We start from the raw sequence: 16,177 nt of genomic DNA on the forward strand, positions 1-16,177 counted from the left end.
CCACAGTCAACTCCAGTGGTTCAGTGGCTCAGTCACTGAACCACCGAATCACCGAATCACTGAGGGCTGGGGGCACCGTATGGGCGCACTGCCACGCGAGAGCATCGTCGACGTCCTGGAGCAACGACTGCGTGAGCAGATACTCGCCGGCCGGCACCCGGCCGGCAGTTATCTGCCGCCGGAACGCGAACTCGCGGACGAGTTCGGGGTCAACCGCACCACGCTCAAGCACGCCTTCGGCAGGCTGGCGCACGCGGGACTGCTGGAGACACGGCACGGCGTGGGCACCCGTGTGCGGGACTTCCTGCGTCTCGGCGGTGCGGATCTCCTGCCGATGCTGGTGCGGCACAGCCCGGACTGGATCGGCGAGATCTTCGAAGTGCGGCGCAGCATAGGAGCGTTGATCGCCGAACGTGCCGCTGCCCGTGCCACCACCGCCCAAGTGGTCGAACTCCAGCGGCTGATGGCGGCTGTCGGGGAGGCGGACGACGGCGAGGGGGTGCAGCTCGCGGACGCCGAGGTGCACCGGGCGCTCGCCCGCGCCACGGGCAACCGGGTGTACGTCCTGCTGACCAACACCCTGTTCAACGCCTACCTGCCGGTGCGCGCGGCCCTCGTCGGGCCCTTCACCGACGCCCGTGCCGCGCACGACCGGCTGGCACCGGTGGTCGAGGCCGTGGCCGCGAGGGACGAAGAGGCGGCGCGCACCGCCGCGGGCGCCTATCTGTCGGCCACCGAACGCATCATGCTCGAGGGACTGGCGGGCTCCCGCACACGCGGGGACGGTGCCTCATGACCGCACGCGGGACGGTGTTCCGGGAGACGTTGCTGGGCCGCGTGCGCATGACCGACGAGGAGCACGAGCGCCCCGTACGACTCGACCTCGTGGCCCGGGCCGACACCGTGCTGCTGCCCCACCGCACGACACCGGCGCGACTGACCGGACGCGTACGGATCGCGGGGCGGGCGGACGACGCCGAAGCGGAAGGGGAGTTGGAGGTCTCGCCGCTGGCCCGCCGCCGGATCCGCTACCGGATCACGTTCGCATCCGAGGGCCGCCGACTGGTGCTGGACGGCTGGAAGTCGCTCTCGCCCGCACGTCCGGTCGCCTCGACCACCGTCCTGCCCTACACCCTCTACGAGGACGGCGAACGCGTCGGCGAGGGCACCCTGCGTTTCCCCCTCGCCACCGGCCTGCTCCCCTTCCTGGCGAGCTTCCGCTTCCCGCGCACGGCCCCGCCCGACGCGGACCGGCAGCTGGAGCCGCGCTGGGACGGCAGCCCGGGGCGGACGGAGGTCTGGTACACGACCCTGACCGACCCGGCGACCGGCAGCGGAGTCTGGCTGCACCATGAAGTGGTCGCCCCCACGGACGGCTCCGGCGCCTACGCCCACGGCTGGATCGCCGTCTTCCCCAAGGACGGCCCCGCCCGGCACACCCGCTTCGGCCCCGAACCGTTCACCGGTGAGCGGCAAGGCTTCACCGCCGACGGCATCCGCGCCCACCCCGGCCTGCTGGCCGGCACCGCCGGCTCGTTCACCTGGTCCCTCACCGAGACACCCGAGGGCGTGCCGCTGCACACCTTCCCCCGCTGGTCCTGGCGCCGCCCCTGGCTGCCGGCCAGCCACATGCTGCCGTACGCCCGCTGCCGCTACAGCGGATTCGTGCGGTACGGCGACGGTGACGAGCTGCGGCTCGACGGGGCCGTCGGGGCGAGCGCCCGCATCTACGGCCACGGCAACGCGCGGCGCTGGGCCTGGCTCCACGCCGACCTGGGCGACGGAGACGTACTGGAGGTCGTGGCCGCCGTGTCCATGCGACCGGGGCTGAACAGACTGCCTCCACTGGTGTTCCTGCGTCTGCTGCGCGGCGGACGGACCTGGCCCACGCGGGCGGAACGCACCGCCGTCGGCTGGGCGGGCCTCGGCCGGTTCCGGGCGGACATCGGCCTGCCCGAGTGGCGGGTGACCGGCCGCGCTGGCCGCCGCCGCATCCGCGTCACCGTGACCCAGCCGCCGGAGCGGACCTTGGCACTCGACTACACCGACCCCGACGGCTCACCCGCCGTCTGCCGCAACAGCGAGACCGCGGACGCGGTCGTGGACCTGGAGCGATGGTGGGGACGATGGCGGCGGGAAGCCGTATGGCGGCTCTCGGGCACCGCACACGCGGAGGTCGGCGACCGATGACACCCGCTCCTGCCTCCGCCCTCGCGGCAGTCGCCGCCGCACTCCTCGCCGACGACGGCACGGCCGAATGGACACGCGCCGTGCCACGCCGCCTGGAGACGCTGCTGGACGCCATGCCGGCCTCCGCACGCACGGCGATACGCGGCGCTGCGACGGCGATCGACGCCTACGCCGTGACCCGCACGGGCCGCCGACTGAGCACGCTCGGCACCGCCGAACGGGAGCACGTGATGGCCGCACTCGCCGCCCGACGCGCTCTGTTGCCCCTCCTGGACGCGGTCAAGGTTCCGGTGCTGCTCGCGGCCGGCACGGAACGCATGATGCACCTCAAGGACCGCGTGCACCACGCCCCCGCCCTCACGTCCTCAGCCCCCGGACCCGCCGGGCCCTCCGCACCCACCGCCGCCGGACGCGTCGCCCCCGACGACCCGCCGCTGGACTGCACCCCCTCCCACAGCTGGCCGACGCGTTCCACCGCCGACGCCGTAGTCGTCGGTTCGGGGGCGGGCGGCGCGATGGCCGCGCGCACACTGGCCCGGGCGGGCCTGCGCGTCGTCATCGTCGAGGAGGGCGAGCACCACACCACCGAGTCCTTCCGGCGCAGAACCCCGCTCGACCGCTTCACCGACCTGTACCGGGACGGCGGTGCCACCATCGCCCTCGGCAACCCGCCACTGGTCCTGCCCGTCGGTCGCGCTGTCGGCGGCACCACCGTCGTCAACTCCGGTACCTGCTACCGCACTCCGGACCACGTCCGCTCCCGCTGGCGGAGCCACTACGGATTCGCCGCCGCCGAAGACCTCGACGCCCACCTCGACGAGGTGGAACGCACCCTGCGCGTGGCATCCCAGCCACTGGACGTCCTCGGCAACAACGGACTGCTCGCACTCGCCGGCGCGAAGGAGCTGGGCTGGGCCGCGGCGCCGCTGCGCCGCAACGCCCCGGGCTGCCGCGGCTCCTGCCAGTGCGTCGTGGGCTGCCCCACCGGCGCCAAGCAGAGCGTCCAGCTGTCCGTGCTGCCCGAGGCGTGCGCCTTCGGTGCCCGGATCGTGACGGGCGCCCGCGTCCGGCGCATCCTCACCGACCGCGACCGGCCCGGCGGCCCACGAGCCGCGGGCGTGGTCGTGAGCCGCCCGGACGGCAGCGAACTCGAGATCCTCAGCCCCGTCGTCGTGGTCGCCGCGGGAGCCCTTCTCACCCCGGCCCTGCTGCGCCGCTCCGGCCTGGGCGGCCACCCCCGGACCGGCCGAAACCTCAGCGTGCACCCGGCCATCAGCGTGGCGGGCCGCTTCAGCCGACCGGTCACCGGCTGGGAGGGCGTCCTCCAGAGCGTGGGAGTGGAGGAGCTGCGCTCGGACGGCATCCTGATCGAGGCCACCGCGGCACCCCCGGGCATGAGTTCGTTCGTGCTGCCGGGTGTCGGACGTGCCCTGCGCCGCGAACTCGAGGAGACGCAGCAACTGGCGACACTGGGCGCCATGGTCGCCGACCGGCCCTCGGGCCGTGTCCTCGGCCGGGACCGCACGCTGCTGCGCTACGCCCTGGCGCCGCGCGACGCCAGCCGCCTGCTGCGCGCCCAACGCGCCATGGGCCGCCTGCTGTTCGCCGCCGGCGCCGAGGAGGTCCTGACCGGCGTACCTCACGCACCGCGTGCGGGCACTCCCGGCCAACTGGAGGTGCTGCTGGACATGGTGACGGTACGTCAGCGGCACCTGTCGGCCTTCCACCCCACCGGCACGGCAGCCGCGGGGGCCGACCCCGAGCGGTCACCTGCCGATCCGGAGGGGCGCCTGCGCGGCGTCCACGGCGTGCTGATCGCCGATGGGTCCGTGCTGCCCAGCTGCCCACAGGTGAATCCGCAGCTGAGCATCATGGCGGCAGCCCTCGCCGTCACCGAACGCTTCGCGGCGCGTGCGTGAGAACCGGCGTCGGTCCGGGCGGGTCCGGACCGCTGGGATTCGGACACCCGTCAACCCGCCCCGTCAGCCCGCCTCGGGCAGGGCGAAGACGGCGCAGGTGGCGGTCCCGTGGGCGTACAGCCTGCCGTCGTCCGCTCCCACGAGACGGGCCTGCGCGGTCGCCGTCGTACGGCCGACATGGACGGCCCTGCCCTCGCAGCGCAGCGTCGGAGTCGTCGCCGACACCGGCCTGACCATGTTCACCCCCAGCTGAACGGTGGTGTAGGCGCGACCGGCGGGCAGTGCGGTCAGCACGGCGGTACCGAGTGCGGAATCGAGGAGGGTCGCCATGTACCCGCCGTGGACCGAGCCCATGGGATTGAAGAGGTGTTCCCCCGGCTCCCCCTCGAAGGCGGCCTCGCCTTCCCCGACCGCGACCAGACGAAAGCCGAGCGTCCCGCAGATCGGGGCCTCGGGCAGCCGGCCGTCCAGGCTCATGCGGGCCAGTTCGAGGCCGGTGTGAGCACCTATGTCCGCGTAGCTTTTCGGTGGCTGCCAGGTGTGGGTGCGCGAGCGGTGGTTGCCGTGCGGGGGCACGGCTTCGTCAGCGGTGATGCTGTGGTGGTGTGGGGTGGGCGGTGCCATGGCTCTGTTCGTCCTTTTCGGTTACGGGATGCCGGGAGGGCCGGGCGGCAGCGCGCAACGGTGCGCTGCCGCCCGGCCGTGGGATCAGGGGAGCTTGACTGCCAGGAGGTCGACCGGCCGGATGTCCGGTGCCTCGCTGAGCATGGTCTCGGCGGCCTCCATCAGCGCGGCGGCGATGCGGCCCCGCAGATGTCCCTGCCGCCCCTGCTCGTCCTCGAAGGTGTCGAAGACTCCGAAGGTGGTGGCGCTCTGCCGGAACGCGAACCAGGTGACGGTGTGCTCCTCCTGCTCCGCCGGCTGCGCCGCGTCCCGCAGCAGGGCCTCGACCTTCTCGGCGTACTCCGGCTTGGCCTCGATGCGGGCCAGCAGCCCCAGCTTCGTCATGGTGCGCTCCTCTGTCTGTGATCACCGAATGAATGGGCGGTGCCGGTACCGGGCACCGGATGTCGTCCGGACCTCACTGAACCTAGGCCGCCGCAGCCGGCGCGCACAGTGTCGGAAACGATGCTTTCGATATCGTTTCCGTCATGGATGTGGCTGTGCTGACGTACGACGGTGTGTTCGACTCCGGGCTTGCCGCCCTGCTCGACGTGCTCGACGGGGCGAACGCCATGCGCGAGGAGCTCCCCGAGCCCCCTCCCGCATGGAACGTGTCCACGATCGGCTTCCGCCGCCGGATCCGTACGGGAGCGGGGCACGTGGTCGAGACACAACCGGCCGACACGGCCGAGGACGCCGATCTGCTGCTGGTGCCCGCGCTGGCCGAGCGGCGGCCCGACGCGCTGGTCGCGCATGTCTCGGGCCCGGACGCCGCGCCGGTGCGGCGCCTGGTGGCCGAGACCCGTGAACGCCGCATCCCTGTCGCGTCCGCCTGCACGGGTACGTTCCTGCTGGCCGAGTCCGGGGTCCTCGACGGGCGCCGGGCCACCACGAGTTGGTGGCTCGCGCCCTGGTTCCGCAAGCGCTATCCGGCGGTGACCCTCGACCAGACCCGTATGGTCACCACCTCCAAGGGGGTGACCACGGCCGGCGCGGCGTTCGGGCACGTCGACCTCGCGCTCGCCGTCGTCCGCATGACCAGCCCCGCCCTCGCGGAACTCGTCGCCCGCTACCTGGTCGTCGACGAGCGCCCGTCGCAGGCGGCGTACACGATCTCCTCCGCCCTCGCGCAGAGTGACCCGACGCTCGCGGCGTTCGAGCGCTGGGCCCGGACGCATCTGGACGAGCCGCTCTCGATCGCCGACGCGGCGCGCGCCCTCGGCGTCAGCGAACGCACGCTCCAGCGTGCCGTGCGCCGCACCCTCGGCACCTCACCCGTCCGCTTCGTCCAGGACCTGCGCGTCGAGCGCGCCTCCCACCTGCTGCGCACCACGGACCTGCCGCTGGAGGTCATCGCCCGCAAGGTCGGCTACGAACACGCCAACACCCTGCGCATCCTGCTCCGCGAGCGCACCGGGGAGACGGCGAGCGCACTGCGGGGGCGTTGACCCGCCCGAACCGCGGTCGGCGTCGCGGCGGAGCAGGCTGTGGTCCGGCGTCGGGCGGTGATCCGGCGTCGGGCTGCGCTCCGTACCAGGTCGGCCGACAATGGCAGTGGTCGCACGTCCGGCCCGCCCACGACGCCGCGGCGGCGTCGGCCCGAGAGGAACGTGCACATGCGTGCTGAGTCTTCGCCGGCCGCGCGGACGGGAGCATTCATCGCGGTGGCGGTCGCCCTGTTCTGCATCCAGCTCGACTTCTTCGCGCTGAACCTCGCCGTACCCGGCATCGCCGACGAGTTCGGCGTCACCCCCTCGGCCGCCCAGTGGACGCTGTCCGCGTACATGCTCTCCATCGGCTGCTGCTTCATCGTGGGCGGACGCTACGGCGATGTCTTCGGACGCCGGGGCGCCCTGCTCGGCGGCACCGCGCTGTTCGCCGCCGGATCGGTCGGCTGCGCGCTCGCGCCGGGGCTGTGGCCGCTGGTCGGGGCGCGGATCGTGCAGGGCATCGGGGCGGGCTTCGTCTTCCCGGTGTCGGTCTCGGTGATCACCAACGCCTTCCCGGACGCGACCCGGGCACGTGCCCTGGGCGCGGTGTTCGGGATCGCGAACGTGGGCACGGCGCTGGGGCCGTTCGTCGGCGGAGGTTTCACGGAGGGGCCCGGCTGGCGCTGGATCTTCTGGCTCCTCGCCCCGCTGAGCGTGCTGGCTCTGCTCCTGGCCCTCGTGTGCGTCCCCGATTCCCGGGATCCCACGGCCCCTCGCCAGCTCGACCTGACCGGCTGTCTCACCGTCGTGTGCTGCCTGGCCGCGCTCACGCTGGCCGTGGAGCGGGGGAGCGTCTGGGGCTGGGACCACGCCCGCACCCTCACGCTGCTGGCCCTCGCCGCCGTCGCGGGCGTGCTGTTCGTACGGCGGGAGCGGCGCGCCCGGCACCCCCTCATCGATCTGCGGCTCTTCCGCAACACGCCCTACGTCCTGGTGACCGGCACCGGAACCGTCACCAACATGGGCTACGCCGTCACCGTCTTCGTCTCGACGCTGTACCTCCAGCAGGTGCGGGGGCTCTCACCGCTCGAGGCGGGCGTGGTGTTCCTGGCCCCCGCCGTTCTCGTGGCGCTCAGCGGGCCGCTCGGCGCCAGGCTGTCCCCGCACATGCGGCCGACGGCGGTGATGGCACTGGCCGGCACGATCGCCGGAACGGGCATGATCGCGCTCAGCCTTGTCACCGCCTGGTGGCTGTACGTCCCGGTGTTCGCCTGGTGCGGACTGGGCCTCGGCCTGGGCTGGACCTTCGCCAGCGTCGCCACCCAGCAGGTCGTGGCGCCCGAACGAGCCGGCGAGGCCTCGGGCGTGCTGCTGACGTTCCTGGTCACGCTCGGCGGAGTGGCGCTGGCGGGCGCCGCGGCTGCCATCACGGCGATGGTGCCGGAACGCTCCCCTCAGGCCGCTTACGACATGATCCTCCGCTTCGGAGGCGCCGTGATCCTCGCGGCTGCCGTCGTCGTCATGGCCCTGCGCCACCGGCGCGCGGTACCGGACAAGGTGCCGGTCGATTCCCGGTCGTCTCATGACGGGCGGGCGCCGTGAGAGAAAGGACAGATCTCCGCCGGAACCTCCGCTCCGAACTGCGGCCCCCCGATCCGCGCGGGTGGGTGTGGTGGCTGCCGTTGGTCGCCGTGCTCGTGGACGTGCTCGCCGAACTGATCGTCAGGGGCCGTGAACCGGTGAGCTTCCTGCTCATCGCCGTACCGCCGTTGGCGGCGGCGACCCGCGGCCCGCGCGGCACCGCTCTGTCGGCGGTGGTGTGCCTGGGCCTGCAGATGTGGATGGCGGCCCGGCGCCCCGGCCATTTCGACGAACAGCACCATGTCGCCGTCTACGCGGCGATGACGCTCATCGGCATCGCCAGCGTCGCGCTGGCCGAGCAGCGGGAGCGCACCCGCCGGCATCTGATCCGGGCCAACTCCGTCGCCGAGGCCATGCAGCGCACCCTGCTGCGCCCCGTGCCCCGCCGGCTCGGTCCGGTGCGCGCGGCCGGGTTCTATGAGGCGGGGGAGGGCGGCACTCTGGTTGGCGGGGATCTGTACGACGTCTGCGAGACGCCCTTCGGGGTGCGGGCGATCATCGGTGATGTCCGGGGCAAGGGGCTGGGCGCGGTCCAGACGGTCGCCGCGGTGCTGGGCAGTTTCCGGGTCTCGGCGCACGAGTGGCAGAGCCTGACCAGCCTGGCCCAGCGACTGGAACTCAGCATCGCCCGCAACAGCCCGGCCGGCGAGGACGGCGACCCCGAACTGTTCGTGACCGCCCTGGTGCTGGAGTTCCCGCCGGGCGGCGACGAGGTACGGATCGTCGACCGGGGCCACCCCCCTCCCGTGGCGGTCGGCCCGCAAGGTGCCCGGCGGCTCGACACGGCGCCCGGGCTGCCCCTGGGCCTCGGCGCACTGGGAGCGGACGGCGACGACACGACGGTGCACCGGCTCGCACCCTCGGAGGTGCTGGTCCTGCACACCGACGGCGTGAGCGAGGCGCGCGACGCAGCCGGTGTCTTCTACCCGGTCCTGGAACGCCTCGGCGAACGGTTCACCGGCGAGCGCGCCCCCGACCCGGAGGCGGTCGTCACCTTCGTACGGACCGACGCGGACCACTGGTCGGCGGACTCCGACAACGACGACCGGGCCGTCCTCGCCCTCGCCCTGCGGGCTCCGGAAGAACGCGCAGGCCGCAGCGGCAGAACCCGTCGTGGACAGGCAAGTTGAGCGTTCACCAGTTCTGGTAATCAAATACAACTTTGCGATTTCTTGGTGTAGCTCGGCCGACGATTACGTGAGCCTCATGGGCACCAGGCGGTGACCGCGGCCCCGCCAGAACCGAGGGCACCACGGTCACCGTCCCCCCATGTACGGTGAGAGGCACCAACGATGAACATGAACCGCGCGCTGCGGTACGGCGGCCGTACGCTGGCGCTCACGGCGACCGCTGTCGGGATGATCGCGACGGCAGTGCCCGCAGCGGCCGAGGAACAGCCCACGGCGGAGCAGATCCTGGCCGACTGCGCTTCCGGCGAAGGCAAGTGCTCCTTCAACTCCCCCCAGATCGGCAAGGCTTACCTCGGCGAACCCCGTCAGGTCTCGGAACTGCTCTTCAACTGCACCGAATCGGCCGCGTCCCAGTCGATGGCCTGGGCCGACACCGTGGGCTCCTCCCACTCGGTGGGAGCCTCTGTCACCGTCGGCGGCGGCATCGAGGGCATCATCACCGCCAGCGTGACCGCGACGTACAACTACACCTGGCAGAGCTCGCGCACGGAGACCAGCACCTTCACCGTGTCCGTGCAGCCGGGTGAGGTGGGCTGGATCTCCCGCGCCCAGGTGATGCAGCAGATATCCGGCACCTGGCAGACCCACTACGACGACCCCAAGTGGGGCCACTACTACTGGTTCGTCCCCGACGTCGTCACCGGCCCCGCCCCGAACGGCACGGACGGCGTGCACAACGCGGTCGTGGTCAAGTCCCGCAAGATGACGGCCGACGAGAAGAAGCTCTGCTCGACGGGCTCCACGAAGAACGAGGTCTTTACCCGGGCCGGCTGATCCGGCCGCGGCGCCCAGGCCGACGCGCCGCCGATCCCACCGGATGCGAACACAGGGGCCCCGCCGCCGAGGAGAGCGCGGCGGGGCCCTTCCTGTATTTCTGTTCGACGCTCAACTCATTGACAGGTCCGGACCAAAGTGCAACGCTGAGAGCGCTCTCAGAACTCCCTGAACCGGCCACCGTCGAACGGAGAAAGAGCATGTTACGAACACTCAGGCGCCGCGCCACCGCCGCGGGGGTGTCCCTCGTGACGGCCGTCGCCGGCTCCCTGCTCGCCACCGGCGTGGGCGCGCCGGCCCACGCCGCCGTCCCCGCGACGATCCCCCTGAAGATCACCAACAACTCCGCCCGTGGCGAGCAGGTGTACATCTACAACCTCGGCACGGAACTGTCGACCGGACGGCAGGGCTGGGCCGACGCCGGCGGCACCTTCCACCCCTGGCCCGCGGGCGGGAACCCGCCGACCCCCGCGCCCGACGCCGCGATCACCGGTCCGGCGGCGGGACAGTCGATGACGATCCGCATGCCGAAGTTCTCGGGCCGCGTGTACTTCTCCTACGGCCAGAAACTGGTCTTCAAGCTCACCACCGGGGGCCTGGTCCAGCCCGCGGTGCAGAACCCGACCGACCCCAACCGGAACATCCTGTTCAACTGGTCGGAGTACACCCTCAACGACTCCGGCCTATGGATCAACAGCACACAGGTCGACATGTTCTCCGCGCCCTACTCCGTAGGCGTGCAGCGGGGCGACGGCAGCACCGCGAGCACCGGCCGGCTCAAGCCCGGCGGCTACAACGGCTTCTTCAACGCCCTCAGAGGCCAGCCCGGAGGCTGGGCCAACCTGATCCAGACCCGCCCCGACGGCACCGTGCTGCGCGCCCTGTCACCGCTGTACGGACTGGAGACCGGCGCACTCCCGGCCGGCGTCATGGACGACTACATCAACCGCGTCTGGCAGAAGTACTCCACCTCGACCCTGACGGTCACCCCGTTCGCCGACCAGCCGGGCACCAAGTACTACGGACGCGTCCTAGGCGGCGTCATGAACTTCACCAACAGCGCCGGGACCACGGTCACCACCTTCCAGAAACCCGACGCCTCCTCGGTCTTCGGCTGTCACAGGAAGCTGGACGCGCCGAACGACCTGGTACGCGGCCCGATCTCACGCACTCTGTGCGCCGGCTTCAACCGCTCCACGCTCCTGGTCAACCCCAACCAGCCCGACACCTCCGCCGCCGGCTTCTACAAGGACGACGTCACCAACCACTACGCCCGCAAGATCCACGCCCAGACGGTCGACGGGAAGGCGTACGCGTTCGCCTTCGACGACGTCGGCCATCACGAGTCCCTCGTGCACGACGGCAACCCGCGCCAGGCCCACCTCACCCTCGACCCCTTCAGCTGACCGCCCGCCCACCGGCCACCCCCGCCTCACCCGTTGGACCGACAGGGTGGAGGTCGCCGTACCGCTCGGCTTGTATGCCCAGGTGGTGGTCATAGCGGCTGCTAGCTTCGCCTGCTGTTGACAGCATCCGGGTTTCTGTCCAGTCGTGGTGAACCCATGACTTCGAGCCGAGGCGAAGGTGACGGGTATGAGCGAAGAGTCGGACGGCTCCGCGGTTGCTCCTTTCAAGCGCAGGAGCTTTCTGGCATCGGCGGCCCTCGCGGCCGGCGCGCCCGCCGTGGGGGCCGGTGCCGGGGAGGCCACCGCGGCGCCGGCCACCGCCTCACAGGCCGCGCCCGGCCTCGGCTCCGTGGCGCGACTGCTGGCCGTCCCCGAGAACGACCGCGGGGTCGCCTGGCTCGCATCGGCGCTTCAGGTGGCCGTAGGGCTCGAACTCGCCACCATTCCACCGTACTTGTGCGGCTGGTGGTCCATCAGGGACCAGGGCAGCCAGGTGGCACGGATGATCCGGCGCATCGCCGCCGACGAGATGTACCACCTGGGCATCGTCTGCAACCTGCTCGTGGCGATCGGCGGCAGACCGCAGATCAAGGCCGCCGCGCCCGTCTTTCCCGGCCCGCTGCCCGGCGGCGTACGGGCCGGGGTGACGGTCTATCTGTCCGGGCTGACGAAACCGTTCGTCCGCGACGTGATGATGGCCATCGAAGCACCCGAGGAATCACTGGTCAGAAACGCGCAGACGTCCCCGACCGTCGGTGAGTTCTACACGGACATGCTCAAGGCGTTCCACGCAGTGCGCCCCCGACTCACGGTGCACGGACAGGTGTCCGAGCACGTCGCCGGCGATGACCTGCGACCTCTGGCCGACCTGGAAGACGTCGAGCGGGCCATCGAGATCATCAGGGAACAGGGCGAGGGCACTGCCGGTTCCCCCGCCGAGTCGTTCGAGGACGATCACCCCGCGCACTACTACGCCTTCGGCGAGATCTACCACGGCCGCGAACTGCGCCGGACCGACGAGGGCTGGCAGTACGTCGGCGCTCCCGTACCCTTCCCCGAGGTCCGCCCGATGGCCCCGGTCCCGGTGGGCGGCTGGCGCAACCCCCCGGCCCGTGTCGGACAGCTCCTGTTCCGTTTCGACGCCACCTACAGCACCGTCCTGGACAAGCTCGACGCTGCCTGGTCCGGCGGCGGCCACCGCGCCCTGAACGCGGCCCTCCACGCGATGCGCGCCCTGGAGGACCCGGCCGTGGAACTGATGGAAACCAAGATCCCCCACGCCCCGGGCAACTACGGCCCGCAGTTCCGCGCACTCCCCAGGCCGACTCACGCATCGTGACACCGGCGCCTGCGCCGAGGACTCCTTGCAGGGCGGCCCTCAGCCGACCGCGCGGCTCTCGGTGTGCTCGACGAGCTCCCGACTCCACGGTCACCGGCCGGGCCGGGTCGCGCCTCGGTACGGCCCGCCATGTCATGCCCCGCCGAGAACCTCGCGCGAGCCCAGGAACTCGATCGTCCGACGCGTCAGGAGCCCCGCGGCATCCGGATCGTGGGACGGCAGCGAACCGTCCGCGAACAGGTGCTGGTCCCCGGGGTACAGGAACAACTCCGCGTCGGCGCAATCGGAGACGAACGCGCGGGCAGCGCCGATGTCCTCGGCGAAGAACGGATCGGCCTCCTTCGCATGCACCTGCACCGGCACCCGAGCAGGCCATGCCGGGCCGAACTCCGAGACGGGGATGCAGGCGTGGAACAGGAGCGCGCCCCGCGCGCCCGCCCGCGTCTGCGCCAGTTTCTGCGCGGGCAGCACACCGAGTGAGAAGCCTGCGTAGACGACGTCCTGCGGCAGGTGGTCGGCCGCGCGAACGCCGCGCTCGGTCAACTCGCCGAAGCCGATCCGCTCGACGTAGCCCTGACCCTCTTCGAGGGAGGCGAAGGTGCGTCCGTCGAAGAGGTCTGGCGTGTGGACGGTGTGGCCGACCGCGCGCAACTCGTCGGCGAAAGCGGCGACTCCCGACGTCAGCCCCTGCGAGTGATGGAACAGTACGACCTCGGTCATGCTCAAACTCCTTGCCCGGCGCATAGCGAATGATCCGGAACTTTAGAATAATCGAAGAGTGTCGATCAATCACCGTTTCCCCAACTACGACCTCTCCGACATCACAGAGGTGACTGCCCCGGCGCAGCTCCGCGCGCTGGCCCACCCACTGCGCAACGCCATCCTCGAACTGCTCCTCGAACGCGCCGCGACGGTGAGCGAACTGGCCGCCGCGCTCGACCGCCCGAAGAGCACGGTCGCGCACCACGTGAGCGTCCTGGTCGACGCCCAGCTGCTGAGGGTCGTGCGGACCCGCCGGGTGCGGGCCATCGACGAGCGCTACTACGGCCGTACCGCGCGCATCTTCCGCGTGGGCACCGTCAGCCCCACCGAGGCGGGCGACGCGCCGTACTGCACCAACGATCTCGCCACGGCGGCGGCCGAGTCGGCCGCCGCACACCAGGCAGACCAACTGTCCTCGATCGTGCGGCATGTGCGGATCCCGCGGGAACAGGCCCGCGAGTTCTGGGCGCGGGTCCTGGAGCTCGCCGACGACTACGCGCAGCTGCCGCGCGGAGGCGATGTGGTGTACGGCTTCGCAGCCGGGCTCTACCCGACCGATGGTCCGGCGCTACCGGAGGCCGAGTCCGCGGCCGACCCGGACCGGCCCTAGAACGGCGGCGGGAGCAGGCGTCCGGGGGCATTGTCAGTGGTGGCAGGCAGGATGACAGGCATGACAACACCTGTTGCGCAGATCGTGGACGCCGCCGCCTATGCGCGGGCCGTCGAGGACGTCGTGCGGGCCGCTGCCGCCTATTACACGGACGGCACCTCGCCCTTGGACGACGACACCTACGACCGGATGGTGCGAGGCATCACCGCGTGGGAGGCCGATCACCCCGACCAGGTGCTCCCCGACTCGCCGACCGGGAAGGTCGCCGGCGGTGCCGTCGAGGGCGACATACCGCACACCATCGCGATGCTGAGCCTGGACAACGTGTTCTCGCCCGAGCAGTTCACCGCATGGACGGCATCGCTGGCCCGCCGCCTCGGGCACGCGGCCGAGCGATACAGCGTCGAACCGAAACTCGACGGCCTGGCGATCGCGGCCCGCTACACACAGGGCCGGCTGACACGGCTGATCACACGCGGCGACGGGACGGCCGGGGAGGACGTCTCGCACGCGATGGGCACCATCGAGGGCCTGCCCGAAACCCTGGCCGAACCGGTCAGCGTGGAGGTGCGCGGCGAAGTCCTCATGACAGGCACCCAGTTCGAGCATGCCAACGAGGTGCGCACCGCGCACGGCGGTCAGCCCTTCGCCAACCCACGCAACGCCGCCGCGGGCACCCTGCGCGCCAAGGAGCGGGCCTACACGGTCCCGATGACCTTCTTCGGCTACGCCCTGCTGCCGTTGCCCGACACCGACGACGCCCTGGCCGCACGGCTGGACGACCTCGCCCACAGCGAACTCATGGCACTCGCGGCCGAACTGGGCGTCGACACCACCGCCACCACCGTGGTGCCCGGTGTCACCGCGGCCACGACCGACGAGGTGCTGACCCGGGTGCGGCACATCGCCGCACTGCGCGCCGAGTTGCCGTTCGGCATCGACGGGATCGTCATCAAGGCCGACCTCGCCGCCGACCAGAAGGCGGCCGGATCCGGATCGAGAGCCCCGCGCTGGGCGATCGCCTACAAGCTGCCCGCCGTGGAGAAGATCACCCGGCTGCTGGAGGTCGAATGGAACGTGGGGCGCACCGGCATCATCGCCCCGCGAGGCGTTCTGGAACCGGTCGAGATCGACGGCTCCACCATCACCTACGCCACGCTGCACAACCCCGCCGACATCACCCGGCGTGACCTGCGTCTGGGCGACCAGGTGATGGTCCACCGCGCCGGCGATGTCATCCCGCGCATCGAGGCACCCGTCGCCCACCTGCGCACCGGTGCCGAGAAACCGATCGCCTTCCCCGAGGTGTGCCCGCGCTGCGGTTCGGCCATCGACACCGGCCAGGAACGCTGGCGGTGCGAGCAGGGCCGCAACTGCCATCTCGTCGCGTCCCTCTCCTACGCCGCGGGCCGCGACCAGCTCGACATAGAGGGCCTCGGCGCCACCCGCGTCGTGCAGCTCGTCGAGGCCGGACTGGTGGCCGATCTGGCCGACCTGTTCACCCTGACCCGGGAGCAACTCCTCGGTCTGGAGCGGATGGGCGAGACCAGCACCGACAATCTCCTGGCCGCCCTCAGCACCGCCAGGACCCGGCCCTTGTCACGTGTGCTGTGCGCCCTCGGCATCCGTGGCACGGGGCGCTCCATGTCCCGTCGTATCGCCAGACACTTCGCCACGATGGACAACATCCGTGCCGCCGACGCCGAGCAGATCCAGCAGGTCGAAGGCATCGGAGCCGAGAAGGCACCCGCCATCGTCGCCGAACTCGCGGAACTCGCCGGGCTGATCGACAAGCTCGCGGCGGCCGGAGTGAACATGACCGAGCCCGGCGCCGTCCACGCACCGGTGGACGCCACCGATGCGGAGACCGAAGCCGGCACCGCCCTCACCGTGACCGCCTCCGAGCCCCCCGCGGGCCCCCTCGCCGGCATGGCCGTCGTGGTCACCGGGGCGATGACCGGCTCGCTCGAGAAACTGACCCGCAACGAGATGAACGAACTCATCGAACGGGCAGGCGGTCGCGCCTCCTCCAGCGTGTCCAGGAAGACCAGCCTCGTCGTCGCCGGGGAAGGCGCCGGATCCAAGCGCACGAAGGCGGAGAACCTCGGCATTCGCCTCGTCACGCCCGACGAGTTCGCCATCCTGACAGCCGACTACGTCGACCACGCCGACCACGCCGAACAGGCCGGCTAGGCCAACCACGCCGACTCATCCGTACGGACGGCGTATAGACGGTGGACCTCCGTCGGCAGG

The 16,177-nt window shown here is 71.4% G+C and carries 14 protein-coding genes; 11 read left to right on the forward strand and 3 right to left on the reverse strand.

What is annotated here, in order from left to right; genetic code table 11:
• The first annotated feature begins 79 nt into the window (after window positions 1–79).
• The 3 genes from ACHBTE_RS14710 to ACHBTE_RS14720 are packed head-to-tail and all read left to right on the forward strand — an operon-like array spanning window position 80 to window position 4,109.
• Window positions 80–796, forward strand: coding sequence for a FadR/GntR family transcriptional regulator (locus tag ACHBTE_RS14710; protein ID WP_394724241.1), 717 nt, complete (start codon window positions 80–82; stop codon window positions 794–796).
• Window positions 793–2,190, forward strand: coding sequence for a hypothetical protein (locus tag ACHBTE_RS14715; RefSeq protein WP_394724242.1), 1,398 nt, complete (start codon window positions 793–795; stop codon window positions 2,188–2,190). The genes ACHBTE_RS14710 and ACHBTE_RS14715 overlap by 4 nt, the downstream gene beginning before the upstream one ends.
• Window positions 2,187–4,109 carry a GMC family oxidoreductase N-terminal domain-containing protein gene (locus ACHBTE_RS14720; protein WP_394724243.1) on the forward strand — a complete coding sequence of 641 codons (1,923 nt, stop codon included), beginning with the start codon at window positions 2,187–2,189 and terminating at the stop codon, window positions 4,107–4,109. The genes ACHBTE_RS14715 and ACHBTE_RS14720 overlap by 4 nt, the downstream gene beginning before the upstream one ends.
• Window positions 4,110–4,172: 63 nt before the next feature.
• Here ACHBTE_RS14720 and ACHBTE_RS14725 read toward each other — a convergent pair whose 3' ends face one another.
• Window positions 4,173–4,733 (reverse strand): PaaI family thioesterase, encoded by a 561-nt coding sequence (locus ACHBTE_RS14725; protein ID WP_394724244.1) that lies wholly within the window; start codon window positions 4,731–4,733, stop codon window positions 4,173–4,175.
• Window positions 4,734–4,817: 84 nt separating this feature from the next.
• Window positions 4,818–5,117: a putative quinol monooxygenase gene (locus ACHBTE_RS14730; RefSeq protein ID WP_394724245.1), complete on the reverse strand. Its 300-nt coding sequence runs from the start codon at window positions 5,115–5,117 to the stop codon at window positions 4,818–4,820.
• Between the two features lie 143 nt (window positions 5,118–5,260).
• Between ACHBTE_RS14730 and ACHBTE_RS14735 the strand changes: the two genes are divergently transcribed.
• From ACHBTE_RS14735 to ACHBTE_RS14760, 6 genes are all read left to right on the forward strand, one after another.
• Window positions 5,261–6,220, forward strand: a complete 960-nt coding sequence (locus ACHBTE_RS14735) for a GlxA family transcriptional regulator (RefSeq protein ID WP_394724246.1) — start codon at window positions 5,261–5,263, stop codon at window positions 6,218–6,220.
• Between the two features lie 168 nt (window positions 6,221–6,388).
• Window positions 6,389–7,804, forward strand: coding sequence for an MFS transporter (locus ACHBTE_RS14740; protein ID WP_394724247.1), 1,416 nt, complete (start codon window positions 6,389–6,391; stop codon window positions 7,802–7,804).
• Window positions 7,801–8,973 (forward strand): PP2C family protein-serine/threonine phosphatase, encoded by a 1,173-nt coding sequence (locus ACHBTE_RS14745; RefSeq protein WP_394724248.1) that lies wholly within the window; start codon window positions 7,801–7,803, stop codon window positions 8,971–8,973. Before ACHBTE_RS14740 ends, ACHBTE_RS14745 begins: the two co-directional genes overlap by 4 nt.
• 162 nt (window positions 8,974–9,135) lie before the next feature.
• The gene (locus ACHBTE_RS14750) at window positions 9,136–9,807 is read left to right on the forward strand and encodes a hypothetical protein (protein ID WP_394724249.1); all 672 of its coding nucleotides are present in this window, start codon (window positions 9,136–9,138) and stop codon (window positions 9,805–9,807) included.
• Window positions 9,808–10,007: 200 nt separating this feature from the next.
• On the forward strand, window positions 10,008–11,213 hold the full coding sequence (locus tag ACHBTE_RS14755; RefSeq protein WP_394724250.1) for a glycoside hydrolase family 64 protein: 1,206 nt from the start codon (window positions 10,008–10,010) through the stop codon (window positions 11,211–11,213).
• A 187-nt stretch (window positions 11,214–11,400) separates the two neighbouring features.
• On the forward strand, window positions 11,401–12,552 hold the full coding sequence (locus ACHBTE_RS14760) for a ferritin-like protein (protein WP_394724251.1): 1,152 nt from the start codon (window positions 11,401–11,403) through the stop codon (window positions 12,550–12,552).
• 132 nt (window positions 12,553–12,684) lie between these two features.
• Here ACHBTE_RS14760 and ACHBTE_RS14765 read toward each other — a convergent pair whose 3' ends face one another.
• Window positions 12,685–13,272 (reverse strand): dienelactone hydrolase family protein, encoded by a 588-nt coding sequence (locus tag ACHBTE_RS14765; protein WP_394724252.1) that lies wholly within the window; start codon window positions 13,270–13,272, stop codon window positions 12,685–12,687.
• A 58-nt stretch (window positions 13,273–13,330) separates the two neighbouring features.
• Here ACHBTE_RS14765 and ACHBTE_RS14770 point away from each other — a divergent pair, with 58 nt between their 5' ends.
• Both ACHBTE_RS14770 and ligA read left to right on the forward strand, forming a co-directional pair.
• Window positions 13,331–13,924 carry an ArsR/SmtB family transcription factor gene (locus ACHBTE_RS14770; RefSeq protein WP_394724253.1) on the forward strand — a complete coding sequence of 198 codons (594 nt, stop codon included), beginning with the start codon at window positions 13,331–13,333 and terminating at the stop codon, window positions 13,922–13,924.
• A 60-nt stretch (window positions 13,925–13,984) separates the two neighbouring features.
• Window positions 13,985–16,117 carry an NAD-dependent DNA ligase LigA gene (gene ligA, locus ACHBTE_RS14775; protein WP_394724254.1) on the forward strand — a complete coding sequence of 711 codons (2,133 nt, stop codon included), beginning with the start codon at window positions 13,985–13,987 and terminating at the stop codon, window positions 16,115–16,117.
• Window positions 16,118–16,177: the final 60 nt, after the last annotated feature.

The organism is Streptomyces sp. M41 (assembly GCF_043673425.1).
Classification (GTDB): Bacteria; Actinomycetota; Actinomycetes; order Streptomycetales; family Streptomycetaceae; genus Streptomyces.